The sequence below is a fragment of the Pseudarthrobacter ribosi genome, from assembly GCF_055412865.1.
On the sequence record NZ_JBVAYZ010000001.1, the window covers coordinates 370,667 to 394,386 of the forward strand.

Genomic DNA, 23,720 nt, shown 5'->3' on the forward strand with positions numbered 1-23,720 from the left:
CGCTGCATCTGGAAGACACTGTCCATCACCCCAGACTAGGCGTGAGGAGCCGCACGGCGCCTGGGCCGTATGGGCTTACATCCGGTTCCGTCGGTGTGCCAGGAATGTAAGGACGACCGTCAGGTCAGGTCGGCGGTTGGCTGGTCATTGTCAGCATTCCGGTGAAGTACTACTCTGATGCCGGCGAGGCATGAGGGTGTTGTGCCACGGCCGGAAGATCCCGGACGGGGCGCTCCGGGCAAAGGAGTTTGAGGATGTCGACTGTCCCGCACCACGGCAAGGCGGCCCGTGTCCGCGGGCGGAGACCATGGTGTATGGGATGTGCCACAGACGAGCATCTGGTCATCGAGTCGATCCAGGTGCTCCAACCACCGCGAACCGGACTGGTGGATGCCGCATACACCTGCATTGGATGCGGCTCCTCCGGCCCTGATTTGTATCGTCCTCCTTGTGGCGGTTCTCTGGATGGCTTTTATTTGCGGCATGCTTGCCCGTCTCGCTCGCTCTGAACGCCGGGCAGGGTTGAGAGCCCCACGTAAGAGTGTGGATGCTTTCGGGCGGAGGCATGGGACCGGAACCCCGAGGAGACTCAGGGTGCGGCGCCGGCGGACGTCGCGGCGGGTCGCCATGCACAGTCCGATCAGGTAGCTACTACTCGTGAACCAGTTCCGCTGCGGAACCAAGCCGCCATTTTCATCCCTTCCTTCCAACGCCCTTAGATAGAAGGAAGAGCTCGGTCTGACCCTTATCCGGGATCGGTCCTTCCATTGGAAGCCTCAAGGGGTGTGCTGTGGTCGAACGAATCGGAGTGTCGTTGCTGAGCAGGTCGCGAACTTCAGCTCTCGGTTGCGGGGGCCCTCGGGGTGATGACTTCCCCGCTGTTGGCGAGATGTTCGGCGATGTCGCGGAGCTTGATGTTCGATCGGGAGCTGGTGCGGCTGAGGAGGATGAAGGCCTGCTGGGCGGTGATCTTGTATCGCTCCATGAGGATGCCTTCTGCTTGGCCGATCAGTTGCCGGGATATCAGGGCTTCGTCGAGCTGGCTGATCTTCTGGGAGTCCGCGAAAGCCACGGCGGCGTGCGCGGCGACAAGAAGTCCGACCTGCTCGGACTCGCTGTTGAACGCGTCCGGGCCGTCGCCGTAGAGGTTCAGCGCACCGAGCCGGTCACCCTCGACGAACAATTGGAACGACAGCATGCTCCGTGCCCCGAGTTCCACGGCGCCCAGGGAGAATTTCGGCCAGCGGTCTTCCCGGCTGAGGTCCGGGACTCGAACCACCCGTTCCTTGTAAGCGGCGTCCAGGCAGGGTCCTTGCCCGGTGGAGTTCTGCAGGGCATCGACCTGGCGCGGCAAGTCTCCCGAGGCGACTTGCGAGTCGACCTTCTTCCGGCCGGTGACGAGGCTGATGGAAGCATGCGCCGTGCCCGGGATCAGGTCCAGGGCGGCATCGATGATAGCGGACAGGACGGCATGGACGTCCTCTTCCTTCTGCAACTCCCGTGCGAGGTCGCTGAGCTGACTTGCCAGCACGGAGCTGACACTGCCCCCTCCGTTTGGGTTGCCGCTTCCCTCTGCCCGGTCCGCGCCCACTACTGCCCTCCGCTGGTCGTATCCGGGGCCCGGTTCTCGTCCGGTGCGGAGAGAGCCTGATTGGCGATCAGGTCGACCCGGTCCGCGGCGGTTAGCCGGTCATCGTTCTGGATGGCGGCAACGTCCCCGCCGTCCACGCGGCCGACGCCGGCGGGCCCCGTTGCACTTTCCCGGAGGGGGCTGGGGTGTCCGTCTTTGCCGCGCGCTTCAGCGAGGTGATGTTCCAGCTTTTCCTCCGCTTCGCGCCGACGCTGCCCGACAGTGCGTATCTGCTGTGTCGTCGGCGCTGTATGGGCGTGCTGGTGGGGCCCGTGATCCGACGCTGCCCCGTCGTACTTACTGCTCATAAGAGCATCGTCCCACTGGTCTTGCTGTCCGGGGAAGACCCTGAATGACCGGCGCAACCGGCCCGGCCGCCGCCAGGTCCTGCCCCTCGACCCCTGACGGTTTCCGCCGTAGAAGTCGTGGGCGCCTACACCACGTTATTCAATAGGAAAGCCCCTCGGGAGAGGGGCTTTCGCGAATGAACCAGTGGGTTGGTGGTGTTGGTCGGCGGTGATGTGCGCCCCCTTTCCCGGACGTCGTGTCCGTTTGCCTGCATTCGATACCGCAAGACTGTAATAGCTGATCCGCGGATCGTCCAACCGCAGTGCGGCGTGTCTTGCCCGCACCCGGATTCGCCTTCCGGTGAATGCGGCGTGGGGCACAATGAATCCACGTGCGGCAGATACGTGACGTCCAAGGCCACCGTGGACCTTCTCAGCCATTTCGAGGCTCAGGAGATCGAGGGCAGCCCGCCGCCGCCCAGCTGGAACGTCGCCCCGACCCAGGACGTGCCCATCATCGCGGAGCGCCTGGACGAAGGCTCCGTGGACCGGCGGCTGTTGATCGCCCGGTAGGGTCTGGTTCCGTCCTGGGCCAAGGACATCAAGATCGGTTCGAAGCTGATCAACGCCCGCAGCGAATCGATCCTGGACAAGCCCTCGTTCCGCAGGGCCGCCGTCAAACGCCGTGCCCTGATCCCGGCGGAGGGCTATTACGAGTGGCAGAAGACCGAGGACGGGAAGAAGATCCCGAATTACCTCTACTCCGAAAAGGAGAATGTCCTTGCCTTCGCCGGGCTGTATGAGTTCTGGCCGGACCCGTCCCTTCCCGAAGATGACCCGAACCGGTGGCTTTTCAGCTGCACCGTTCTGACTACGACGGCGCATGATTCCCTCGGCCACGTTATCTAGGGGTAACGGGCACTGGGCTAGAGAGAATATGACCAGAAGGGTTGAGCCACATAAGGTACGTGCTTCTGGTCTACGTCGGACTAGCGGATTAGGAGACGCCTGGTTGTTCGTAAGGGGATCGCTTACCTGGCGCTGCGATTACACCAGGGGCTTCGGCAGGAACGGCTACGGGTGCAGATTCTGACGGCATCAGGTTTCAGTCAGTTAATAAGTCCCAAGCCTGATACATGAGTGCCCGATGGAAGATGGCGGGTTGACGTTATGAGTTGGCCCGTAATCGACCAATAGACATCGAGGTCTGAGAGTTCCAGATTGGAGACATCATCGAGTCCGCCAAGAAACAACGGAGTTTTATACCCGATGCACTGGTAAATCCTGGGGGTATCACCTCCGTGAGCCTGCCATTCCGCGAAAAATTCTGGTGCGAGACAGGCATCCTGATACTCCAAGAGGGCGTAGTCGTGGAAATCCTCGAAAGTAACGGGCACCTCAAAGACCTCACCCGTTCCGGGCTCGAGCATCACCACTTCAGGGTTGTCAGCTGTGCCACGGTGGTAGTCGAGGGCAAATTGACGCCCCAGCCAGTCGTATCCAAAACATACCCATGGAAACTTCAGCGCCGGATACACAACAGCGGCGTCCCTGGTGGCTTCACCAGACGAGACAGCATCATGGACCCTGTAAAGACCCTCGTTGAAAGTGGTCCCACCATACTTGTCGAAAAGCCTTTGGAGAACTGGCTGCGTTTCTGCCGTCTCAGATGACCGCGTCGGACCCTGGGACGTGGCCGTGAACCGTCTAGCGAAGGTTTCAAACATTCACTAGTTCTAGCAGATGCCGCTGGAGGGCCGGCTGTCATTTTCAGAAGTCGGCTGCACTGAATATCAGAAGTCGTCTGCAATGCGATGTGTGTCCTAAGCGGAACGTTCAGTGGGCCTGATTTTGGCCGGTGGAATGGTATCGGCGGATAAGCCGTCGAGTATGAAAGGCCGCCAGCAACCCGGAGACTGTGGCGAACCCGGCTCCGAATCCTGCCAGCGCCCACCCAGTTGCTCCCAGTGTGTGGAAGGCGATGACGGTGTAAACGGCCGTCACCGCGGCTGCTCCGAACCCAGCGGTGAGCGCGCGTGGCAGTACAACTGATAAGGACGTATTGGCGTCAATCCAAAGCGCCGCTACCGAACCGGCACCCGTTGCCAGCCCGGCAACGGCTCCGATAACGAGCCCAAGTATGGCGATGAAGAATATCTGGCCGCCATTCATGCCCCAGAGCCCAAACTGCTCCGGATACAGGGCTGCCTGAATGGTCGAAATCGCTGAGATGCCGGAGCTGATACACGCACCCAGCAGGGCACCGGTGGAAACGGCCCGGACCAGGAGAGGCGACGCTACTGTCTTTACATTTCGCACGGCTGTCGGCCCCATATTCGACACCCTAGCGGAAGGCGTAGGAGAAGTAGCGCCACCTGCACCGGTGAAGGTGGCCTATACGAGTCAGTCAACAACGACCGATTTTCGGCAGAGGCTACGGGAGGTAGCTGAGCTGTGAGTTGTTCAGGGGTGCCACTGCGATACAGATCAGCAGGACCGCGGAGAGCCAAAGCATCCAGCCGCGGTCGAACCAGCCCCCCGAAGCCGATCTGATCCCTTTGAAGACCAAGATGGGCAGGGCGACAAGCTGAGCGAGGGTGATAGTCATTTCAAACTGCCGCCACCCCGACGTCGAGGCGCAGGACGCCGGGCGGTATTCGCCATCGCAAGCAATCCCGCACCAGCCGTCGAGTCCGGCTACCGATAGAAGCGTGCCGGCGTAGGCGCCCCAACCAAGGGCCAGGATCGCTGCCACGGCCGCCCAAGCGAGGACATTCCTCCTGCGGCTGCCCGGTGTCCAACTGGAAATTCGCTCGCTCGTTGTTGCCCCCATGGTTCCACCCTAGATGCATCGGAAGCGGGTGCCGCGTCGGTCTCGCTCCGCCTATGCGTCCGAACAGACGCCCAGTCAAAAGGGACCCATTGTGCGTGTGCAGACGACTTCGGCAAACGACACCTCTCATGTCGCTTTTCGAACTCAGCTGCACGGATTGTTCAAAGTCGTCTGCACGCCGGCCGTGCCCACAAGGGGAACGTTCACCGGACAACGCGGGAAGCCATCGCGGAGACCTTTGGCACGGATGCCGTTCTTTTCAACGGAATGGTGCGGCACGCGGAGGCCCCGGCCCAGGCAGCCCGCGATAGGGGAGTGCCGGTCCATGAGCTTGAAGAACAAGTCAAGGCCGCCCCCAAATGGTACGAGGTGCTGAAGGGCACAGCCGAAGCCGCACAGAGCCAGCCTCGGTCGGCAGCCAATGTCGCTGAAGACCTTTACCAGATCACCCACGAACTCGTTGCCCGCCTGGAAGCAGCCGAGGAAAGGAACGCATCATGACTGAAAGCAACCGCAAACCCATCGGCGTACCGCCCCGCCGGCAAGCTGACAACGCCTCCGTGCAGAACCTGGTGAAAGCAAACAGGCGCTCCACGACTACGGGCAGCGACTCACCTGCCGCCTCTCCGACTGCCACGAGTCCCGTAAGCCGGTCCGTTAGAGGAACCCTGAACGGACAGTTAGTTGCCGAGCTCGCAGTAAGCGTTCATAGAGCAGCGCCGTTTCCTAGGACGATGCGTTTTCGGAGGTACTGATTGGTCGGTGGAAGCCACATCAGTACCGTCCCGATTACGACGGGGATAAAGGCCCACATAGGTTCTAGGGAAGGGGCTGCGATGACAGCGACGGCAAACCATGCGGCCACAAGGGTGAGGAGGCCTCTGGCCAGTCGAGACCTGTAAAGCATCAGAATGGGAACGCCGATCACGACCACTGTGTATCCGGCCAAAACGGCAAGGGTCCAAGACCCGAACCAACCGGTGTCTCTTAACTCGGGCGGCACGAACAATAGTGCGATCAGCGTGCCGAGGCCGGACCGCACACCGGGAATGAGCCAGCATAACAGACTGAGGGTGAGACTCCACGGCACCTGCCGGCCATCCACCCGCAACTGCTTAAGCACAAGCACCCCAACACCCCCAGCCATACGGCAATTCAACGCTTCCCACTGCTCTCCGTCCAATCAATGCCGGCATGGGCCGAGCCTTGCACAGGCCCTGACCTATTCCTTTTGGGGATCCCTTTTCGGGACGGTCCTCGCCGTAGTCCCGAGGAAGAAGCGTCAAGGCTGGAGGCTAGGCTCGTCAGCCTCAGTACTCCATTGAGATCTGCTGGACCGCGCTCGGTATGAACCCCAGAGCGTTGATCAATGCCAGCGTGGCTATGCCATACCCAACGACCAGGGCAGCAATGGCTAGCCCGCGGCCTCGTTCGCCTCCCAGAGGGATCTGATTGAGGGCAACGTGTCCGGCCCCCACTGCAAAGACAGCGAGAACCGCGACGCCGAATACCCAGAATCCTGCTGCAGCCATGACGGCGAGAATGATGGCCGCAATGGACAGTTTGTTCAGTCGGCCAGTTGATGTGCGAGACGGCACCATAGGCGTACTCATTTCGGTTCCCCCAACCTCGTTAGTACAAGCGAGTCTAGCTAGCACCGCCCGCAGACAGAACGGAGCCGAAGTGTTCGTTTCGGGATTCTATACCGGACGCCCCCGATGCCTGTTCGGGCGTTTGAAACGGTCATCTGTAAGCCAGATGCCGCCTCAACGTCCTCTGGGCCATGCTCCGCGACGGGACACCGCACCAACAACCAACGGTCCCGGCCATCTGAACCACGAGAAAGGATCCACTTGAAACGCTCTGCGACGAGAAGCCATAGGCTGTAGATGACCAGCGCACAGGGGGGTAACGGACTTGGGCAGCGTAAAAGCGGTGGATGCTCACTACGAGACGCATTTTGGCGGAGAGCCTGAATATTGGAAGTTCGACAACAGGCCAGGCACGATTGGCTTGCTCGAATGGCCGGATGGGACATCCCGTCACCGACTTCACCTGTATGCCACGCTTGGACTTCACGCGCTGGTGCCAGCTCCCTTGAACCACGGGCACGGGTTCGAACTGTATACGTGCGTGTCTGCTGGGAGTGAGACATTCAGAGCTGCCTTCGGCATGATGCCAATGATCTGATCTCAGACGGGATCTTCCTGGAGCCCGGCCACTTAGTGACTCCAAGCAATGAACGCATCCTTCTAGGTCTGCCCTTCAGGTCTTGGCTGATACTTGAAAGAACCGACGACTTCATTCCGCCGCTGCACCTCGACAACGGGCACCACGTAGTCTTCCTGGACGCCACACCAGTCTTCGGCGAAGAAGCCCAGCGCGTGAAGGAACACGGCTTGGAAGGCCTGTTCGATCTCTGGGATGAGGACCCACCTAGACTTTCCGACCTAAATCGCAGCCTCCCTGGACCCTTGAACGGGTGATGGGGCTGGCAGACCGCACGAAGCTTCAGCCCCCTGCTACGCCGTAAGCCGATGGCTCAGCGGAACGCCAGGAAGCTTTCGCCACATCCCTGGCAATAACCGGAGCGAACGAAACCCAAGTCCGGGGGCGCCGCTGCGGAACGCAGCGAGGGCACACACCCCCGTGCGGCCGTCACCATGGGCAAGAGCGCAGCAAAGGCCAAGAAGACCCGCACAGGGTCAGTAGGCGCGGAACGGGCCAAAAGCGGCCCCGCTCGCTAAGCAGTTGCCCGGTAGGGTTGCCGGGAAGACTAGTGAACAGAGCAACTCCCGATATGAGGGAGCTGGAGGAGACCCGTGGTGAGAGACCCAAAGCTTGGGGACGTCTTCGTCGTGCCCACGGGGGACGGCCGGGCCGGAGTCGGGCAAGTGGTCGCGACCTACGGCAAAGACGCATACCTCTTCGCGATCTTCGACTTTGTGCTGCCTCTGGACGAGGTGGCCGAGCGAGCCGTTGAGGGTCTCTCGGCGCCAGTGCTGTTTCTCGCCCTGTCGATGGACGCCAAGCTTTACGCTGGCCACTGGACTGTGGTGGCTCAAGCGCCCGTCAATCCAGCCATCCCGCTGCCGGCCTACAAGGAGGCGGTGGGCTCGACCACGCACGTCGAGGTTGTCGACTTCTCGGGAGCGCGCAGGCGGCCGGCGACTTTGTCGGAGGCAGCGTCATTGCCGAATCGAAAGATCGTTGCGCCGGTGCGGCTCGAACGGGCGTTGCGGGCCGCCCTCGGCCTGGAACCGTGGCTAGACCCGTTCGATGAACTCAGGGTCGAGAACGTCGTGCCGAGCGCTTCTGTATTCGGCTGAGCCGGTTCAGCCGGTGATGAGCCCGAGTTTGGGTTTTCATCACAAGTGCGTCGATGACGTTGGTGATGCTGGTGCGTTCTTCGTCGGAAAGTACCAAACGTTGCACCGATCCTTGTTCCTGTGCTCCGGATTCTGCCCGCGAAGAGGTCCCCGTGCCGGGTGGCTATCGGGGAGGAATTTCGTTCAATAAGGCGAGCAGGGACCGGAACGGCGCGGCGTCGAATTCGACACGCCGACGCACGGACCATGCTTCTGCTGTGTCTACGGCATCTCGCATGGCTTGCACTCCATACGCATATGGATCATCGGGTGGATCAAGGGGTACGGCTACCTGAATCTTTAGGAGGCGGTCGGCCTTGCGGAACGCGCCGGTGCGAACTCCTTGGAAGTCAGGACTGACAATGTCTCCAGGGATTTGGAACTCGACGTTAATGTTGAAATCTGACTCAAGTTGATCCCGTATGCCTGACACGCCCCTGGACAATCGCATGAGCGCCTCCCGCCAGACCTTACTCTGGGCAGTAAATCCGCCGACAATGACTCCGACGGAGAGTGCTTTGGGCCGGTCGGGAATTGATTCAGTCACGGCACATCACCCCGAAAATCTCCTGCCCCACGTTCCAAGTTCAAGGGGCCAGGGTTGCGCTCGACGATGAACCGTTCGAGGTTAAGTACCTCGCGCCTCGTTCCGCTCTGCATAATATCCAATACTTTGCCATCGGTTACGGCGAAAATGACGCCCGCAACGGCCAGATTGTAAGTTGATCAGTTGACGTGCAGTCCGGCGCCATAGGCATACTTCGTCAACGACGCCGGAGATTCACACTTCATGGATCCTGCATGCGTCCAAGCCGCCAAGGACATGCACGAAGCCAAACTCTTGGCAGAGGGAGGCTTCACAGGGTCCGAACGGACGCCCATGGAGCAGCGGTACGAACGAGCCGAAAAGGAACTCTTCGCCCGCATGGAAAGCGTCGGCCCGCGACACCGAGAACCGCGTCACCGCCTGAAAGCAGAGAGCATGTCGGCCGCTGACTATCCTTTACGCGGCCCGGAAGCCGGTGCGGCATGATGGTGGCATGCTCGTGGAACAGATTCAGCACTGGGGTAAGGCAACTTTCGGTGTCCCAGCATCGGTGGACGCTGTCCGAGCGTGCGAAGCCCAACTTGGGCGCAAGCTCCCCGACCAACTTCGACAACTCCTGGCAGAGACGAATGGCATCGAGGGTGAGTACGGGCTGGGCCTGCTTTGGACCGCGCACCGAATCGCTGAGGACAACGCCTATTTCCGCAATGACTCAGACTTCCGGCGGCTCTATATGCCCTTCGCAGGACTCGTCTTCTTTGCTGACGCCGGCAACGGTGACCAGTTCGAGGTCTCTCTCAGTGGAAATCACGAGGTCTACGTCTGGAACCACGTGGATGACAGCCGGGTGTGGGTCGCGCCGACCGTCATGCGCTACCTCGAGGATTGGATGACCGGGACACTCAAAGTCTAAGGAGCACGATGTCGACGGTATCGTCTGACAGTTAAAGAATCCCAGAGGGCGACGGCTGTTCGCAGCCGATGCGTCAGCCAGTTAGTGACATTGCCCTGCGCCGGACGTATTCCAGGCGCGCACCGAAGCCTGCCGGCACCTGATCGGGCAATTCGTCGATTGGGAACCATCGGACGTCCTCGCTTTCATCGCTCACGGCGATCTCGCCATCAGGGTCGATAGTTGCAGCAAATTTAACATCCCAATGGGCGGTGCATGAGAACCCTGCGTGCAGGTCGTGCCGGTCAAGATCCACGATCGCGGTAGATAGCAGGACAAGGTCGCCAATTCCGGACTCCTCGCGGGCCTCCCTTTGTGCGGCTTCCGCCACCGATGCGTCCTTCGACTCGATGTGACCGCCGAACTGCACCCAGAACTGCCCCTTGAGATGGAAGCACAGGAGAACACGGTCGAATGCAGGCGAAAAGACGAAGCAGGACCCTGTGACATGCTCCGGGCCGCCATCGCGCCGCAACGCCGCGTCCCCGGCAAAGGTCACGAAGCGTAAATAGGCGTCTTGCGATCCTGACTGAGGAACTTTCTGGAGGCTGGCGAGCAGATCGTGAAGAGGCATGCTGCCATCTTGGCGCACAAGACAACGAACAACTCGATGCCAGGACAAAGGGACCGGTGTCCGTTGTCGAGTCGCGCCCGTAAGACGGTCGATCACCGTGCCCAGAAAACGCGCCGCTACGTCCCGTGCAGGTGCTGGCTCAGTCCATGTACGTAAGACCCGCACGGTGATATGCACGGTGACGGGGGGATTACTGCAACCGTATTCCTCATGACTGGAATCGGCTATGCCCGCGTCTCAACGAACGACCAGGATCTGACCGCTCAACGAAACGCCCTCCTTGCCCTGAGTGTTGAAGAGAAGCAGATCTTTGTCGATCACGGACTTACAGGAGCTAACCGCCTCCGCCCTGGACTCCGTGAAGCGATGGCGGCATGCCGAGCCGGCGATACCCTCGTGGTGACCAATCTCGACCGACTGGCCCGCTCCCTTTCAGATGCCAGGGACATCGCCGACGAGCTCACGACCAAAGGGGTCGTGCTTAGTCTCGGCGGCAACAGTCACGACCCGACCGACGCGGTAGGCCGGCTGCTGTTCAACATCCTGGGAATGGTGGCCGAGTTCGAGGCGGATCTGATCCGGGCGCGCACCCGCGAGGGCATGGCAGTCGCAAAGGCCATGGGGCGGCTGAAAGGCAAGCAACCAAAACTGTCCAAGACCCAGCGGAAGCACCTCCTGACACTCCATGATGCCGGTGGGCACACGCAGGCCGAACTGGCCGAACTGTTCGGGGTGTCACGGACGACTGTGTACCGCGAGCTTCAAGGCGAGCCATCTGTAAACCGATGCGGTGCCGCCCGCTATGAGTGCACTAAGCGCTGCAAAAAGAACACCATTTAGCGCCGCGATTCACAGGTTGGAGCCGCGCAGCGCCCTAGGGCACCAGCAAGCCCGTGCTGTACGCGAGAGCACTACAACGTAGCCCGGAACGACGTGCTGCCTGAAGACTCTGGGTTCCGGCCTCGCCCAGCAAGCGCCCAGGCCTGCTGCACGGGCCTCGCTTCGCTCGGGCTGTAGAAGCGCTTTTTTGTGTTTTTGCTGCTGTCCTGTCGGATTGTAAGTGTCCGCTCCGGCCGGTCTAGCCCCTCCTTCGTCGGGGCCTGCGGTGCAGGAAATGTCCCTGCGGCGCTCCTTCGTCGCTGATTTCCTCCGGTAATTTCCCGCCCCTTGCCCTGCGGGTAGACAGGCCTCCGTCGGCCACAGCTCCGCAAGCTTCGCCAGCAGCCAAAACAACGGGGGAGAGGGGAGGCTGGCCGGTCACCAAAGCCGCCCCGCTATGGTCCGCGCCAGCACCCGATTCCAGCCGCTTGACAGACATAGAAGCGTCGGGGGGAGAGGGGAAGCTGGCCGGTCACCTAAGCCGCCCCACCGGAATCCTCTGCAAAAGGAGCAACACCATGATTGAAAAACTGAACCTCACTGGTCCCGCTGACCTGCTGGCGACCATCCCGCACCTGCTGGGGATCACGCCCTCGGAATCGTTCGTGGTCTTCACCGCCCAGGCCGGCGCCCTCGGCGCAACGCTGCGCGTGGACGCACCCGACGACGTCGAGCCGGGCAACTACGCGCAGACGCTCACCAGCCACGCCGCCAACGATGAGAAGGCAACGGCGTCCTACCTCGTCGTCTACACCGACGAGAACCAGGACAGCTACCCCTACGCCGCGCACGTCGCCGCGCTGGTGTCCGAGCTGCCCGCCGCCCGGATGCCCGTGCGGAACGTCCGGCTCGTGACCTCCACTCACTGGACGGAGTTCGGCACGGACGAGGAGCACCCGTTGGAGCAGATCACCGACAGCCACGCCAACGCGACGTTTACCTTCTTCGGCAGCGCCACGGACATCGACGTCTACAACCCCGCCCTGCTGGGCACCTGGGCCATGCCGGTACAAGCACCCGAGGGCACCGAAGCGGACACTGAGGCTGCATGCACCGCGTGGGCGACCGTGCTGGACAGTATCGGGACCCCGGACCGTGAAACGGCCCGGAGCATTGCCGGAGCGTTCCAGCACACAATGGTCCGGGACTTCCTGTTCCGCGAGACCATCACCACCCAGAACGGCAACTTCGCGGACGTCATCCTCGGGACCTTCACCGGACGACCGGACTGGAACCGGGTGGACCGAGCCCAGGCCATTGCGTTCGAGCTGATGAAGGCAGTCCCGGCAGGCCAGCGCGCACCGATGCTGACCCTGATGGGGTGGCTGGAATGGCTCAAAGGCAGCGGCACCCAGGCTGGCCGGTACCTCAAGCACGCTTGGGAGGAACACTGCCGATCTAGCCGGCATTGTGAAGACGCTTGCCGATCGGCACGTCGGACTTCGATCGCTGACTGAGACGTGGCTGGACACCACGACGTCCCAGGGCGTGCTGATGTTCCACTTCTTCTCGGCCATCGCCGAGTACGAACGGAACCGGCTGCGGGAGCGCACCCTGGCCGCCCGGTCGAGGGGACGCGTTGGCGGCCGGCCAACCAAGATGACCCCGGACAAGGCAGCCACCGCCCACCGAATGCGTGGCGAAAAGCGGACGTTTCGCGACATCGCGAAGACCATCGATGTCAGCGAGGCGACGGTGGTTCGTGAGCTCGCCCCCCAACGGAAGAGTCTTCAAGCCCCGCAGGAGTATGGGTGCGCTGTTAATCCGCCGGTGCGTCATGGCTTGTGTCAGAGGGCGGAGAGCAGATCGCGGCTGCGCTGGTTCTCGCCGGGCGGTGGATCTAGAGCGGGTGAATGTTGTCCGTCTGAGGACCTTTCGGGCCCTGGATCACGTCGAACTGGACTTTTTGGTTCTCCTCCAGAGAGCGGTAGCCGCTACTGGCGATGGCGGAGTAATGGGCGAAGACATCCGCGGAGCCGTCGTCGTTGCTGAGGAATCCGAAGCCCTTTTCGGAGTTGAACCATTTCACTGTGCCAGTTGCCATGTGCTTTTCTTCGCCCTTTGCTGTCTGTTCGGTCGGACGCAACGCGCCCGGCCGCTGCGGACGACGTCGTCCGCCTTCCTCAACCTACCCGCCGGGAGGGACGCAGCCTACGGGACCTCGGACCCTTGCGCATGGGGGGACAGGCCGTGGTACGCATCTATCCGACGAGCACCATGAGTGACATTTTGCGGTGCGAGAATGACGCCGCCTATCGCTGCGATCCGCACTTCTGTTGGTCTGTTCTTCCGGAAAGCTGAGACGTAACCTGAAGCCACTATCCGAGTAGGCCAGAAGCTGAAGGGGAACATCATGACCATTCCGCCGCAACGTGAACCAGCCCCGTTTCCCCCTGAGCCTGTTCCTGCCCCGGGTCCCCCCGATCCGACTTCGCCCCCTGCACCGCCACCGGGTCCGGAGCCGCATCCTGATTCTCCGGACCCGACGTCCCCCGTACGGCCCGGCCCAGGTCCGGTGCCGGATCCGGGACCCCCAACCGAGGACCCCACCCGCCGATCCTGATGGCCCGGCCGGGAACCCGGTGCCTCACACTTCACTGGTCGTTCTGCTCTCACGACGGTCCCCCAGCCGATCTTGACTGACACTTCGCCGGGCGCGATCCGACCGGGAGAGAGGATGCTCGGATCAGCGGCCACGTCCTCCGTGGGAGGGTTCTGCGTCCGGGCCTGAAAAACACGGTCAGAAGCCCCTATCGTGCGCCGGCGTGAGGCGGCATCGTCCCTTGCAGGGGGCTAGCTGCCATCAGTACCATGCAGGATCACCAGGTCCGCAGATTGCCCGTCATCGACGGGCGCGTTCGGCGGATTCCGCCAGCGTCCTGAAGACTTCCTCCGGGGGAGCATCGAGCGTGCATTCCAGGTTCAAGACCAGCCCGGCGGTTTCCTCGTTCATCCTACAACTCTGGCATTCGGCGGACGCAGACGGAAGCGGGCCGCGCTCGCAACCGCTGTCAGGTCGCCAGCGTCAGCAGCTTGCCTTCCGTCACGGCCTGGCGGGACAGCGTTTTGTAGCCCTCCTGCTCGAACAGCACCGTGATCACATCCTCCTCGTGCCGCATCACCAAGCCCGGCCCCCATTCCTTGTGGATGACGGCGGCCTGGAGCGGGAACGGTTCCCCGCCTGCTGCGGCTGCGGCGGCGTCGTAGTCCTCCTCGTAGGCGGAGCCGTCGGCGCACGTGTCGCAGTTGCCGCAGGGCTCGGGGAGGTCCTCGCCGAAGTAGCCCAGCAGGAACTGGCGCCGGCAACCGTCAGTCTCGGCGTAGCCGCGCATCATCTCGATTCGCGAGCGGTCCACGCGCTGGCGGGCCTCGGCATGTTCGACGGCGCGTTCCACCACCGCGGGCAGCTTCGCGCCCGCCTCCAGCCGGATGCCGCGCTTCCCGGCCTTGACGGCACGGGTTTCCTGCAGCTGGTTCAGCAGGCCGGTGAGCTTCCGCGGGGAGAAGCCGGTCTGTGCGGCGAGGGCCTTCTGCGCCAACGGCCCGTCGGCGGCGCGCAGCGCCTGGAGGACGGCCATGAGCGCTTCGCAGTCCGGGGCGTGCCTGCCGAAGAATTTGCGCAGGCCAAGGTCCTCGGGCCGGTAGTGCAAAACAGCGGAGGCGGGTCCGCCGTCGCGCCCGGAGCGGCCGATCTCCTGGTAGTAGCTGTCCAGCGCCTCGGGGATGTCGGCGTGGACCACGAAGCGGACGTTGGGTTTGTCGATGCCCATCCCGAAGGCCGTGGTGGCCACCACCACGTCGAGCTGGTCGTCCAGGAACTGCTCGTGGACAAGGTCCCGCTCGCTTTGCTTCCGGCCGGAGTGGTAGGCCGCGGCGCGCAGGCCGCGTTCAGTGAGCTCTGCGGCGTAGGCCTCGGTGTCCTTGCGGGTGGCGGCGTACACCAGGCCGGGGCCCTGGAGCACGGACACCTGCTCCGTCACGGCGCGGCGTTTGTCCCTGTCAGTGAGGTGGCGGACCACGTCCAGGCTGATGCTGGGCCGGTCAAAGCCGTGCACCAGCACCAGCGGGTTCTGCATGCGCAGGCGCTGCTGGATTTCGTCGCGCACCGGGGGAGAGGCGGTGGCGGTGAGGCCGACGACGGGCGGGTTGCCCAACTGCCCGCGGACCTCGCCGAGACGCAGGTAGTCGGGCCGGAAGTCGTGGCCCCAGGAGGAGACGCAGTGCGCCTCGTCCACCACGAACAGCGAGACGTCCAGGGCCGCGAGCCGCTCCACGGTTTCGGTCTTGGCCAGCTGCTCGGGGGCCAGGAAGATGAAGACAGCGTCGCCGCGCTCGGCCGCGTCCCAGGCGTCGTTCACCTCGGCATCGTTGCGACCGGAGTCGATGGCGACGGCGGCATTCCCGCCCAGCGTTTCCAGCAGGCCGTCCAACTGGTCCTCCTGCAGTGCGATCAGCGGGGAAACCACGACGCCGGGACCGCGCCGTGCGCTGCCTGGCTCGGCTGGGTTCCGGGCTCGTTTCGCTTGGTGCCGGTGCAAATGCAACGCGGCCACCTGGTAAATAGCCGACTTGCCCTAGCCGGTCGGCATCACGGCGAGGACGTCCCGGCCTGCGGCGAGGGCCTTCATGCCGGCGAGCTGGCCGGCGCGCAGCTGGGAGAGCCCGAACGTCTCGGCCGCGACCTGGCGCAGCCCCGCGTCCGAATCCGGACTGAGGACAGCGTCGCGGGGGACGGCAGGGACGATGGACTCGGTCATGATGGCAGCTCCGTAGGGTATGCGATCCAATGGCCGGGTGGCTTCAGCCGAGGAATCCAGCATAACGCTTGCCGATCATCGATGAGAGGCTGGCCAACGCGCTGCCCGCAGCCCTACAGCGTAGGCCGGAGGCCCCGATGCCCTATCATTTTTGGTCCTTAAGAGCCGCTGTTGGCAGCTGTTGAGTCTCATGACTTAATGCACATTTCTGTCTCAAGACATCGTGGACAGTGTGTCTCAGGACATCGTGGACACTCGGACCGGTTTTGCTCGGATCATGAGCAAAATGCACCCCGATATCAAGATCCGGCACTTGGTGGCGACATGGACTGAGGATGCTGAGAGGGGTGCGGTCACACGGTTCTGCCGACGTCATCCAACACGGAGGGGCCGCCCCGGGGCCCTGGTGGAGTACCTCAAAACCCTCGGCGTCGTGCCGATCACCGGCAAACCCTACAAACCCACCACCCAGGGCAAGAACGAACGCTTCCACCGGACCGGCACACCTACCTGAACCGCCAAGCTCCCGGCTCGCACGCGAAAAGAACGGCCTCCCGTACTGCATGGAGTGTGAATGCTAGTCCAGCGCCACCGATGCCGAACTAGCAGCAACCCCTGCCTGACCGGACCGGTTCAGGACCCGAATGGGTGGCCCGACCTGCGCACGCGGCTGGAACCACCCGATTTTCAGAAGAGAGGGTTCCAGCGGCGACCCTCTCGTCCGCTGGATCCGTGCTAACCCGCCATCATTGCTGGAGCGGCCGCACAGACGAAGGGCGACTAGCCCTGCCTGATGAGGCCACTTCAGTTGGGGTTCTTCTTAACCTGACGTGCGCCGGAGTCCATGAGGTGAAGGGCCACGCCGCCTGCGATGAGCAGCACCCCGAACAGCAGAAATCCCGCGTCCCATATCCAGGGGCCCCCGAGGTCATCACGCACGTGGTGGATCTGCAGTATCTGATGATTAATCAGTCCCTCGACGACGTTGAACAGGCCCCACCCCGTCAGGACTAGCCCGAAATGAAAGCTCCAGCTGGGAGCCCTCCGGCCTTTCCGCCAGGAGGCGATCGCTGCTGTCGATCCTGCCAGGACGAGCAGCCAGGTACCGAGGTGAAAGAACCCGTCCGCCAGCGTATTGACTTCGAGACCCTCTACGGTCCCAACGGGAAAGTCCTCGACGTGGCTGACCATGTGATGCCACTGCAGGACCTGGTGCAGAACGATCCCGTCGATGAACCCACCCAGGCCTAGGCCAAGCAACAACCCGGCCGCCCGCGAGGGCAGGACACCGGTGTCCGCCGGTGTAGTGCGATCTTTCAAGAGTCAGCCTCCTGTTCCCCGGGTGCGGGCCAGGTCCCAGCGTTGATTCGGGTCCGGTCGAGCAGCGGTGGCGGCGGCTCTTCACGGCCTAGTGGCGGCGGCCTGGCGACGGCGGGACCATAGGACCGGGATCGCTCTTAGGACAGCCTGTCTTTTCCTCGCGCGCGCGCATTACGCGGTTGATGACGAGAGGGGCGAGAACGATAAGCACCTTCTTAAGCACGGCTGTCCTTTTGGTTGTCAGGCGGCTCGGACTGATCGGGGAGCTTTCTCAGCTGGTCCGGTGGCCCTGGGCTTCGTTTGGGGTGTCCTGTTGGTCCGCGTGGTCCTGTCGTAGCTCACGTCCCAGCCGGATATCCTTGTCTTCTTTTTCCTGGAGCTTGTCGCTCTTCTTCGTGTCGCGGGGCGGGAGTTGGAGTGTTTCCTCTGCTTCGATGCCTGCCTGGAGTTGGCGGCCGCGTTCCATTTCGGCGTCGAACTCGGCGCCGAAAAGCAGTGACATGTTCAGGATCCAGAGCCACAGGAGCATGATGATGACCCCGCCGATGGCGCCGTACGTCTTGTTGTAGTTGCCAAAGTTGGCGACGTAGAATCCGAACCCCAGCGATGCCAGCACAAAGATGACAAGGGCGATCAGGGATCCAAGGCTCATCCAACGAATCTTGGGCTGGCGGACATTCGGGGTGGCGTAGTAGAGGATTGCGATCACGAGGATGACCAGCAGGATGATGAGGGGCCACTTCGCGACGTTCCAGACCGTTAGCGCCACCCCTCCCACACCCAGAGCCTGGCCAACGGCGTCGGCTACCGGGCCGCTGATGACCAGCATGGCGGCGAGCAGAGCAACAATGATCACGGAGATGATCGTTACCGCGAGCATGGTGCCCCGGAGTTTGAGAAAGCCGCGGCCCTCGTCGATTTCATAGATGCGGTTCATGGCCCGGCCGAAGGCTGTCACGTAGCCGGAAGCGGACCAGAGAGCAGTTACGAGGCCGATGACAAGGGTGAAGCCGGCTGCAGGAGAGCTGGTGAGCTCCTGGATCGGCTCGCGGATCGTGTCGACCGTGGACCCCGGTGCAATGCCTTGAACGATGTCCAGGAGTGCGGCCGTCGTTTTCTCTGCATCGCCGAATATGCCCAGTAGTGATACGAGGGCCAGCAATGCCGGGAAGAGCGAGAGGACCGCGTAATACGTGAGGCCCGCGGCGAGGTCAGGGCACTGGTCCGACGTGAATTCCCGCAGGGTTTTACGGGCGATGTACTTCCACGCCGGCATATTTACGTCGGTGGGACTGTCGGGCTTTCTTGAATCGTCCGGGGCGGGCGCAGTGGAGGCCTTGGCCGTGCTGGTTTCGGGGGCTTCGTTCGTAGCCATGGAACGATCCTTTCAATCGTGGCCCCGCCCCGGGGCACTCACTGCGCTAGGGATTCTGGACGTTGTCCTTGGCCTGCGCCGCGGTGTCCTTGACTTCGCTGGCGGCGGTTTGGCCTTCGGCTTTGACGTGCTGGGCGGCGTCGGTGGCGGTGGCCTTGACGTTTTCCATGGCTTCCTGCGTGGTGTCCTTGAGGCCTTCCGCGACGTCCTTCGCAGCTTCCGTCAGTTGGGTGGTGACCGGCTCAGCGGCGGTCTTGAGGGCTTCGGCCGCTTCGCGTTCCTTCCGGGAGGCAGGGACCAGCGAGGAAACCAGCAGTCCGGCGCCGAACGCGATCAGGCCGGCGGCCAAAGGGTTGCCCTGGATCTTGACGGCGGCCTGGTGTGGTGCATCGGCGATCGCGTGCCCGGCGCTGCCCAGGGCGTTCCCGGTGGAGTCGGTGGCGTGGTGGACGCTGGAGGCGGCGGTGTGTGTGGCGTTATCCCCGGATCCCATGATTTTTTCCTTCACCCCGGAGACGGCTTCCCTGACTTTGCCGGTTTGGCGGTGGACGATGTTGGACGGGGTGACTTTATCGGCCACGGCGTCCACGTTTTTCCCGAGGCGGGCCCGGGTTGCTTCGACTTCGGCGCGGATGGCGTCCGGGTTTTCACTCATCAGTGGTCTCCGTTGGGTTTGAGGGTGGGCGGGATTTCCTGGACGGTCTCGACAGTCTGGGGCATGCCCTTAATGGCCTTGAGTTCCTTGCGTCCCACCGAAGCCAGGATCGCGGCGATGACGCCCCAGATCACGGCCACAACAACGGCGGACCAGCCCAGGCCGATCAACTCGCCGAGGGCATACCAGAGGGCAATCGAGAGGAACAGGAGCACAAAATGCCCCGCGACGGCGGCGCCGGCGAGCATGCCGCCGCCCTTACCGGCCCGGGTGGCGGACTGTTTGAGTTCGGCCTTGGCGAGTTCGAGTTCCTGGCGCATCAGGGTGGACAGGTCGCGCGTGACATCGCCGAGGAGGTCACCGAGCGAGGTGTCATCGGCCTTGGCGTGCGCGGCCGTGGGGGGTGGCTCGGGTATTTCGCTGCTCATAGCGGACGGCCTCCACCCTGGGCATAGGGGTCATCCGTGTCCCGCAATGGATCCCCAGCCGGCGTTCCGCCGATCGGCGCCTGGTACGCCGCAGGGCCCGTCCCGGTAACCCTCGGTTCCCCGTAGGCGTTGAGCGTGGTGTCGTCGTCCAACGCCCCGGGGAAGACTGCGGTGTTTGTGCTGTCAGTTTGGTACTGTCGCGGCGGCAACGTTGCGGCGGTACCGGAGGCCGGGGGTCCGGCCTGCAGACTGCGGCCCAGGCGCCCGGCGAGGAGTCCGGCCCCTGCGGCAAGGAGCAGGAATGTGCCGGGGCGCTGGCGGGCAAAGTGCTTGGCTTCGTTCAGCACGGATCCCGGGTCCCGGTTGCCCAGCCAGGAAGCTATGGAGTCTGAGCGCTCGGCAACCTGGCGGACGAGGTCCGATGCGACGCCCCGCTGGTCCGGCGCGTCGGCCATGGAACGCAGCTGGGAGGAGATGGCCCGGAGGCCCTCGGCAGCCTTTTGTTGCTGGGTTCCGGCCTGGCTGGTCAGGTCCGTCCTCGCCTGGTTCATGAGGTCACGGGCATTGTATTTCACTTCCGCAGCAACATGGGCGGCTTCGGATTTGGCTGTCTGGGCCACATTTTCCGCGGCTCCGGCCGCCTGGCTGGCGACATTTGCTGCCTCATCCTTGGCAGCTTCGGACCTGGTGGTGGAACCGCCCACGGTAGTGGATGCGGTAGTCGGCGCCGGAGCGGCCGTGGTGGCGTACGGGTCGGCCGGGGAGGGATCTGTTCCCTGCGGCCATTGGTTCTCGGTCATCGCTGCTCTCCTTCGGTTAACGGGATCCGCCGGTGATGGACCGGTGCTCCGGTCAACAACTGGGCATGCTTACACCCAAATGGTAAGCACACTTGGTAATTGTTGCGCAAGAGCCAGCAGCTAAGTGCCGCAATCTCATTTCGTCCCTGCGGCCGCACCGCCGCGAGGGGACTCCGGCCGTGAAGCCGGACTGCTAAGCATGCTTGCCAAACCTTTACTAAGCATGCTTATGGTAGATGTGTGCAATGTCCCGCAGCGAGGCGTTGCTATCCCAAAAGGCGCACCAAGGAGACACCATGCTTGCCAAGGAACATATCGTTGATCTGCTGACCCGCAACGGGAACGTGCTTTCCACCGAGGGTGAGAAGATCGGGTCGATTGGCCAGGTCTATTCGGATGACACGGACGGCCAGCCCACCTGGGTCACGGTCAAGACGGGGCTGTTTGGCACCTCCGAGTCATTCGTTCCGCTCGAAAGTGCACGGGTGGAAGGCGACGACATCGTCGTGCCGTACACCAAGGACCAGGTCAAGGACGCCCCCAGGGTGGACGTTGACGGCCATCTGGAACCCTCGGAGGAGGACCGGCTGTACGACCACTACGGCCTGGGCGGCGGAGGCAGAACCTACGCCGACACGACCACCGACAGGACTGCCGATAGGACCACGGACGCAGACACCGTGGGCCGTGACACCTCGGGCCCGACCACGGATGACGCCATGACCCGTTCCGAGGAACGCCTGAACGTCGGTACCGAGCGGCAGGAAGCGGCCCGGGTACGGCTGCGGAAGTACGTCACCACCGAAAATGTCACCCAGACTGTTCCGGTGCGGCGCGAGGAAGTGCGGGTTGAACGTGAGCCCATCACGGACGCCAACCGCGGGGGTGCCTTGTCCGGACCGGACCTCAGCGACGAGGAGCATGAGGTAATCCTTCACGAGGAGCGGCCCGTCGTCGAGAAGGAAACGGTCCCGGTAGAGCGGGTCCGCCTCGGCACCGAAACTGTTACAGATGAAGTGACGGTCGACGAGGAAGTCCGCAAAGAACGGATCGAAACCGACGGCATCGACGACACCCGACGGTAGCGAGGGATAAGTCAGGGTCAGGGCGGCGCTCCGGCCCTGACCCTGACTCTCTACCTCGTTCACCGGTTTTCGCTTGTGCAGCGATCCGCAACTACAGAAGCGCAACGTCAATGACACGCGACATCGAACCGAATCTTCAGGGCACCTACCGCATGGTCATGGCAGCGGCCCGACTGATCCAGCGCCGCCAGAATGAGGCGCTGGCGCCGCTGAACATGACCCGTGCCGCCGTCATCGCCCTCGAAGCCATCGCCCCAGGCCCGCAAAACCAGGAGCAGCTTGCGGCGAAGGTCCATGTCCAGAGCCAGACGCTCGGCAAGGTCCTTGCCCGCCTGGAAGCCGCCGGTCTCCTCACCAGGACCAGGAACCCCGAAGACCGGCGTCAACTCCGCGTGCACCTGACCGCCGCCGGCGAAGCAGCCCTGTCCGCAGCCCGGCAGGCGGAACTCGATGCGTTCCCGTCGACAATGGATGCCCAGGACTGGAACATCCTCCAGGAGCAGCTCGGCAGATTCGTCGACGCACTCAAATTCCCACCACAGCCGCGCCGCCGGCCAGGGACAGAGCCGGAACCGGGACAGGAGCGCCCCCAGGTATCCGAACAAGGCGCCAGCCAGGAAATCTCCCACGTGCCGCACGCCGGACCGGCGGACCCGCACGGCACGGGACCCGGAGCGAACCCGGTCCCCTCCGCCCTGGGGTTCCGTGAATCCCGCGAACATGGTCAGGCAGGCTCAGGGTGACTGGCCAGAACGTGTCCCTTGCGGCCTGTCCCACCATCCTGCGCCGGCGGTCTAGAACCGCTGCGTTTCACGTCTCGTCTACGCGGGCTGGCGGGGCTGATTCCCTTGGCGTATCTGCCGCCGCATGAACTCGAAGCGGGCTTACGGTTCCACGGCCCGGGTGCTAGCGTTGAAATCCCACAACGGGACTTAGGAGGCCGATATGAGCGCAGCTGATGCGGAACGTGAACACCAGAAAGACAATTCTGCCCCCGGGCGGAAGTTGACTGGTTCTGAAGCAGCTGATCAGGGTGAAGGTATTCCCAGCTCCGGTGACGGCATAGGGATCGGCGCGGGCACTGAGGCCAACACGTTTGAACCGGAAGAGGATCCGGACGCCATCGACGACAACGCAAATTCATAGGTGCTTCGAACCTGGGTGAGCGGGATAATCGAGCGCCTCCGACGCGGCTGAAGGGGAGCGGTCGGGTCTCTCCACGGTCGATGCACGTGGTCAGGCAGTCGCGGGATCGCTGGCCAGGCTGTAGTCCTTTGCGGCCGGCCCTGTCATCCGCCGTCGGCTGCTGCCCAGTTTGACCCGCAGCGCCCCACAACGGACAAGAATGCCATGTCCTCCACGGGGGTGATGTTGTGCAGCAGGCACCAGCTTGTGTACAGGCCATAGAGACAGCCCGGTGCCGGGTGGCGGTAGGTATATCCCGGACGGTGGCATCCAGAAGGAATCGTTCAAAATACGAGATGGCTGTCCTGCTGGCCGTGCACCCAGCGGCAAAGGAACTCTCAGGACTCCTCGCCAACGTCAATCGCGGCGTAGGGAGAGCGGGAGGTGCCCTCCTTTCTGAGCCCGACGCTCCTAAACTGACCGTGTGGCAACGGCAATGCTTTTCGGTGTGATAGCTTCCAGCGCCCTGATCGTCGGGGCCTTCGTGGGAGTCCGTTTTGAGTTGCCCAAGCGGCTCCTCGCGATGCTCCTTGCGTTCGCGGCCGGCGCACTCATGACCGCCCTGACGTTCGAGCTGTTCGAGGACGCCTGCGAGCGTGGGGTATCGTGCGGGCCGCACTCGGACTGCTTGCCGGCGCCCTGGTGTTCACGATTTTGAGCGCGCTTCTGGACCGGTGGGCGCAGCCCGGGGCCAACTCGGCCCCGCTGACGAGTTTCGGGGAGCGCGAAGCGTGACACCGATGCCGCCGCCGCAGAGAAAGCGCCGAACCCGGTGACCACCCGCGGTGCCGCCGGAATGGCCCTGTTGGCCGCGATCTTCGTCTCCAATCTTCCGGAAGCGCTCGTGGGGGCTGCTTCCATGGGCAGCCAGGGCCGATCGTCTGGGGCCATCATGGGCCTCTGGACTGTCTGCGCCGTGCTGCTGGTTGCTGCTGTGGTGCTGGGTGCTGGCCCCCTGTCGGGTACGGACCCCGCAACCATTTCCCTGCCGCTGGCCTCGCCGCGGGCGCCGTCATCGCCTCGCTCGCAGACACCCTGATGCCTG

24 protein-coding genes and 4 pseudogenes are annotated in these 23,720 nt (G+C 63.1%); 14 read left to right on the forward strand and 14 right to left on the reverse strand.

Features of this window, described 5'->3' with window-relative positions:
• Positions 1-835: 835 nt before the first annotated feature.
• Positions 836-1,531 carry a GAF and ANTAR domain-containing protein gene (locus ACZYZ5_RS01620; protein ID WP_463898702.1) on the reverse strand — a complete coding sequence of 232 codons (696 nt, stop codon included), beginning with the start codon at positions 1,529-1,531 and terminating at the stop codon, positions 836-838.
• A 59-nt stretch (positions 1,532-1,590) separates the two neighbouring features.
• On the reverse strand, positions 1,591-1,938 hold the full coding sequence (locus ACZYZ5_RS01625; RefSeq protein WP_463898704.1) for a hypothetical protein: 348 nt from the start codon (positions 1,936-1,938) through the stop codon (positions 1,591-1,593).
• Between the two features lie 384 nt (positions 1,939-2,322).
• Here ACZYZ5_RS01625 and ACZYZ5_RS01630 point away from each other — a divergent pair.
• Positions 2,323-2,826 (forward strand): annotated as a pseudogene (locus ACZYZ5_RS01630) (SOS response-associated peptidase).
• Between the two features lie 200 nt (positions 2,827-3,026).
• Here ACZYZ5_RS01630 and ACZYZ5_RS01635 read toward each other — a convergent pair.
• The 3 genes from ACZYZ5_RS01635 to ACZYZ5_RS01645 form a co-directional block, all read right to left on the reverse strand.
• Entirely contained in the window at positions 3,027-3,644 is a 618-nt protein-coding gene (locus tag ACZYZ5_RS01635) for a hypothetical protein (protein ID WP_463898705.1), read from the reverse strand.
• A 109-nt stretch (positions 3,645-3,753) separates the two neighbouring features.
• Positions 3,754-4,251 (reverse strand): hypothetical protein, encoded by a 498-nt coding sequence (locus ACZYZ5_RS01640; RefSeq protein WP_463898707.1) that lies wholly within the window; start codon positions 4,249-4,251, stop codon positions 3,754-3,756.
• A 100-nt stretch (positions 4,252-4,351) separates the two neighbouring features.
• Positions 4,352-4,750, reverse strand: a complete 399-nt coding sequence (locus ACZYZ5_RS01645) for a hypothetical protein (RefSeq protein WP_463898708.1) — start codon at positions 4,748-4,750, stop codon at positions 4,352-4,354.
• A gap of 267 nt (positions 4,751-5,017) precedes the next feature.
• Between ACZYZ5_RS01645 and ACZYZ5_RS01650 the strand changes: the two genes are divergently transcribed.
• Positions 5,018-5,251 carry a hypothetical protein gene (locus ACZYZ5_RS01650; protein WP_463898710.1) on the forward strand — a complete coding sequence of 78 codons (234 nt, stop codon included), beginning with the start codon at positions 5,018-5,020 and terminating at the stop codon, positions 5,249-5,251.
• Positions 5,252-6,060: 809 nt separating this feature from the next.
• Here ACZYZ5_RS01650 and ACZYZ5_RS01655 read toward each other — a convergent pair.
• Positions 6,061-6,282 (reverse strand): DUF4190 domain-containing protein, encoded by a 222-nt coding sequence (locus ACZYZ5_RS01655; RefSeq protein WP_463898711.1) that lies wholly within the window; start codon positions 6,280-6,282, stop codon positions 6,061-6,063.
• Positions 6,283-6,951: 669 nt separating this feature from the next.
• On the opposite strand from ACZYZ5_RS01655, the gene ACZYZ5_RS01660 reads away from it, so the two are divergent.
• The 3 genes from ACZYZ5_RS01660 (at position 6,952) to ACZYZ5_RS01670 (ending at position 9,578) form a co-directional block, all read left to right on the forward strand.
• Positions 6,952-7,236 (forward strand): suppressor of fused domain protein, encoded by a 285-nt coding sequence (locus tag ACZYZ5_RS01660; RefSeq protein ID WP_463898768.1) that lies wholly within the window; start codon positions 6,952-6,954, stop codon positions 7,234-7,236.
• 408 nt (positions 7,237-7,644) lie between these two features.
• Positions 7,645-8,079 carry a hypothetical protein gene (locus ACZYZ5_RS01665; RefSeq protein WP_463898713.1) on the forward strand — a complete coding sequence of 145 codons (435 nt, stop codon included), beginning with the start codon at positions 7,645-7,647 and terminating at the stop codon, positions 8,077-8,079.
• Between the two features lie 1,079 nt (positions 8,080-9,158).
• A complete protein-coding gene (locus ACZYZ5_RS01670; RefSeq protein WP_463898714.1) occupies positions 9,159-9,578 on the forward strand; it encodes an SMI1/KNR4 family protein in 420 nt (139 codons plus the stop codon).
• A 73-nt stretch (positions 9,579-9,651) separates the two neighbouring features.
• On the opposite strand, the gene ACZYZ5_RS01675 is transcribed toward ACZYZ5_RS01670, so the two are convergent.
• Positions 9,652-10,191, reverse strand: coding sequence for an NUDIX hydrolase (locus tag ACZYZ5_RS01675; protein WP_463898715.1), 540 nt, complete (start codon positions 10,189-10,191; stop codon positions 9,652-9,654).
• A 210-nt stretch (positions 10,192-10,401) separates the two neighbouring features.
• On the opposite strand from ACZYZ5_RS01675, the gene ACZYZ5_RS01680 reads away from it, so the two are divergent.
• The 3 genes and pseudogenes from ACZYZ5_RS01680 to ACZYZ5_RS01690 all read left to right on the forward strand — a co-directional run.
• A complete protein-coding gene (locus ACZYZ5_RS01680; protein ID WP_463898717.1) occupies positions 10,402-11,031 on the forward strand; it encodes a recombinase family protein in 630 nt (209 codons plus the stop codon).
• A gap of 557 nt (positions 11,032-11,588) precedes the next feature.
• Positions 11,589-12,527, forward strand: a complete 939-nt coding sequence (locus ACZYZ5_RS01685; RefSeq protein WP_463898718.1) for a DUF4192 family protein — start codon at positions 11,589-11,591, stop codon at positions 12,525-12,527.
• Positions 12,481-12,594 (forward strand): annotated as a pseudogene (locus ACZYZ5_RS01690) (recombinase family protein); the annotation flags it as partial. The gene ACZYZ5_RS01685 and the pseudogene ACZYZ5_RS01690, both read left to right, overlap by 47 nt.
• 316 nt (positions 12,595-12,910) lie before the next feature.
• On the opposite strand, the gene ACZYZ5_RS01695 reads toward ACZYZ5_RS01690, so the two are convergent.
• Entirely contained in the window at positions 12,911-13,114 is a 204-nt protein-coding gene (locus ACZYZ5_RS01695) for a cold-shock protein (RefSeq protein WP_463898720.1), read from the reverse strand.
• Between the two features lie 967 nt (positions 13,115-14,081).
• Positions 14,082-15,827 (reverse strand): annotated as a pseudogene (locus tag ACZYZ5_RS01700) (RecQ family ATP-dependent DNA helicase).
• Between the two features lie 373 nt (positions 15,828-16,200).
• Here ACZYZ5_RS01700 and ACZYZ5_RS01705 point away from each other — a divergent pair.
• A pseudogene (locus ACZYZ5_RS01705) lies at positions 16,201-16,326 on the forward strand (IS481-like element ISRm20 family transposase); the annotation flags it as partial.
• A gap of 305 nt (positions 16,327-16,631) precedes the next feature.
• Here ACZYZ5_RS01705 and ACZYZ5_RS01710 read toward each other — a convergent pair.
• The 5 genes from ACZYZ5_RS01710 to ACZYZ5_RS01730 form a co-directional block, all read right to left on the reverse strand.
• Positions 16,632-17,147, reverse strand: a complete 516-nt coding sequence (locus ACZYZ5_RS01710; RefSeq protein ID WP_463898721.1) for a DUF2243 domain-containing protein — start codon at positions 17,145-17,147, stop codon at positions 16,632-16,634.
• Between the two features lie 271 nt (positions 17,148-17,418).
• Positions 17,419-18,522, reverse strand: a complete 1,104-nt coding sequence (locus ACZYZ5_RS01715; RefSeq protein ID WP_463898723.1) for a YihY/virulence factor BrkB family protein — start codon at positions 18,520-18,522, stop codon at positions 17,419-17,421.
• A gap of 46 nt (positions 18,523-18,568) precedes the next feature.
• Entirely contained in the window at positions 18,569-19,177 is a 609-nt protein-coding gene (locus ACZYZ5_RS01720; RefSeq protein ID WP_463898724.1) for a DUF3618 domain-containing protein, read from the reverse strand.
• A complete protein-coding gene (locus ACZYZ5_RS01725) occupies positions 19,177-19,605 on the reverse strand; it encodes a phage holin family protein (protein ID WP_463898725.1) in 429 nt (142 codons plus the stop codon). Before ACZYZ5_RS01725 ends, ACZYZ5_RS01720 begins: the two co-directional genes overlap by 1 nt.
• Positions 19,602-20,405: a hypothetical protein gene (locus ACZYZ5_RS01730; protein ID WP_463898726.1), complete on the reverse strand. Its 804-nt coding sequence runs from the start codon at positions 20,403-20,405 to the stop codon at positions 19,602-19,604. The genes ACZYZ5_RS01725 and ACZYZ5_RS01730 overlap by 4 nt, the downstream gene beginning before the upstream one ends.
• Positions 20,406-20,701: 296 nt before the next feature.
• Here ACZYZ5_RS01730 and ACZYZ5_RS01735 point away from each other — a divergent pair, with 296 nt between their 5' ends.
• The 5 genes from ACZYZ5_RS01735 (at position 20,702) to ACZYZ5_RS01755 (ending at position 23,714) form a co-directional block, all read left to right on the forward strand.
• Entirely contained in the window at positions 20,702-21,490 is a 789-nt protein-coding gene (locus ACZYZ5_RS01735) for a DUF2382 domain-containing protein (protein ID WP_463898727.1), read from the forward strand.
• Between the two features lie 110 nt (positions 21,491-21,600).
• Positions 21,601-22,233 (forward strand): MarR family winged helix-turn-helix transcriptional regulator, encoded by a 633-nt coding sequence (locus ACZYZ5_RS01740; protein WP_463898728.1) that lies wholly within the window; start codon positions 21,601-21,603, stop codon positions 22,231-22,233.
• A gap of 202 nt (positions 22,234-22,435) precedes the next feature.
• Complete coding sequence (locus tag ACZYZ5_RS01745) at positions 22,436-22,636, forward strand: hypothetical protein (protein ID WP_463898729.1); 201 nt, start codon at positions 22,436-22,438, stop codon at positions 22,634-22,636.
• A 463-nt stretch (positions 22,637-23,099) separates the two neighbouring features.
• On the forward strand, positions 23,100-23,333 hold the full coding sequence (locus ACZYZ5_RS01750) for a hypothetical protein (protein WP_463898730.1): 234 nt from the start codon (positions 23,100-23,102) through the stop codon (positions 23,331-23,333).
• A gap of 114 nt (positions 23,334-23,447) precedes the next feature.
• Positions 23,448-23,714: a hypothetical protein gene (locus tag ACZYZ5_RS01755; RefSeq protein ID WP_463898731.1), complete on the forward strand. Its 267-nt coding sequence runs from the start codon at positions 23,448-23,450 to the stop codon at positions 23,712-23,714.
• The last annotated feature ends 6 nt before the right edge of the window (positions 23,715-23,720 follow it).

What these genes read in the sequence shown, in the direction of transcription:
- ACZYZ5_RS01740 (WP_463898728.1), top strand. Translation starts at nt 21,601, where the DNA reads ATGACACGCGACATCGAACCGAATCTTCAGGGCACCTACCGCATGGTC.
- ACZYZ5_RS01720 (WP_463898724.1), bottom strand. Translation starts at nt 19,177, where the DNA reads ATGAGTGAAAACCCGGACGCCATCCGCGCCGAAGTCGAAGCAACCCGG.
- ACZYZ5_RS01650 (WP_463898710.1), top strand. Translation starts at nt 5,018, where the DNA reads ATGGTGCGGCACGCGGAGGCCCCGGCCCAGGCAGCCCGCGATAGGGGA.
- ACZYZ5_RS01680 (WP_463898717.1), top strand. Translation starts at nt 10,402, where the DNA reads ATGACTGGAATCGGCTATGCCCGCGTCTCAACGAACGACCAGGATCTG.
- ACZYZ5_RS01725 (WP_463898725.1), bottom strand. Translation starts at nt 19,605, where the DNA reads ATGAGCAGCGAAATACCCGAGCCACCCCCCACGGCCGCGCACGCCAAG.
- ACZYZ5_RS01735 (WP_463898727.1), top strand. Translation starts at nt 20,702, where the DNA reads ATGCTTGCCAAGGAACATATCGTTGATCTGCTGACCCGCAACGGGAAC.
- ACZYZ5_RS01745 (WP_463898729.1), top strand. Translation starts at nt 22,436, where the DNA reads ATGAGCGCAGCTGATGCGGAACGTGAACACCAGAAAGACAATTCTGCC.
- ACZYZ5_RS01715 (WP_463898723.1), bottom strand. Translation starts at nt 18,522, where the DNA reads ATGGCTACGAACGAAGCCCCCGAAACCAGCACGGCCAAGGCCTCCACT.
- ACZYZ5_RS01675 (WP_463898715.1), bottom strand. Translation starts at nt 10,191, where the DNA reads ATGCCTCTTCACGATCTGCTCGCCAGCCTCCAGAAAGTTCCTCAGTCA.
- ACZYZ5_RS01730 (WP_463898726.1), bottom strand. Translation starts at nt 20,405, where the DNA reads ATGACCGAGAACCAATGGCCGCAGGGAACAGATCCCTCCCCGGCCGAC.
- ACZYZ5_RS01670 (WP_463898714.1), top strand. Translation starts at nt 9,159, where the DNA reads ATGCTCGTGGAACAGATTCAGCACTGGGGTAAGGCAACTTTCGGTGTC.
- ACZYZ5_RS01640 (WP_463898707.1), bottom strand. Translation starts at nt 4,251, where the DNA reads ATGGGGCCGACAGCCGTGCGAAATGTAAAGACAGTAGCGTCGCCTCTC.
- ACZYZ5_RS01695 (WP_463898720.1), bottom strand. Translation starts at nt 13,114, where the DNA reads ATGGCAACTGGCACAGTGAAATGGTTCAACTCCGAAAAGGGCTTCGGA.
- ACZYZ5_RS01625 (WP_463898704.1), bottom strand. Translation starts at nt 1,938, where the DNA reads ATGAGCAGTAAGTACGACGGGGCAGCGTCGGATCACGGGCCCCACCAG.
- ACZYZ5_RS01655 (WP_463898711.1), bottom strand. Translation starts at nt 6,282, where the DNA reads ATGGCTGCAGCAGGATTCTGGGTATTCGGCGTCGCGGTTCTCGCTGTC.
- ACZYZ5_RS01685 (WP_463898718.1), top strand. Translation starts at nt 11,589, where the DNA reads ATGATTGAAAAACTGAACCTCACTGGTCCCGCTGACCTGCTGGCGACC.
- ACZYZ5_RS01645 (WP_463898708.1), bottom strand. Translation starts at nt 4,750, where the DNA reads ATGGGGGCAACAACGAGCGAGCGAATTTCCAGTTGGACACCGGGCAGC.
- ACZYZ5_RS01635 (WP_463898705.1), bottom strand. Translation starts at nt 3,644, where the DNA reads ATGTTTGAAACCTTCGCTAGACGGTTCACGGCCACGTCCCAGGGTCCG.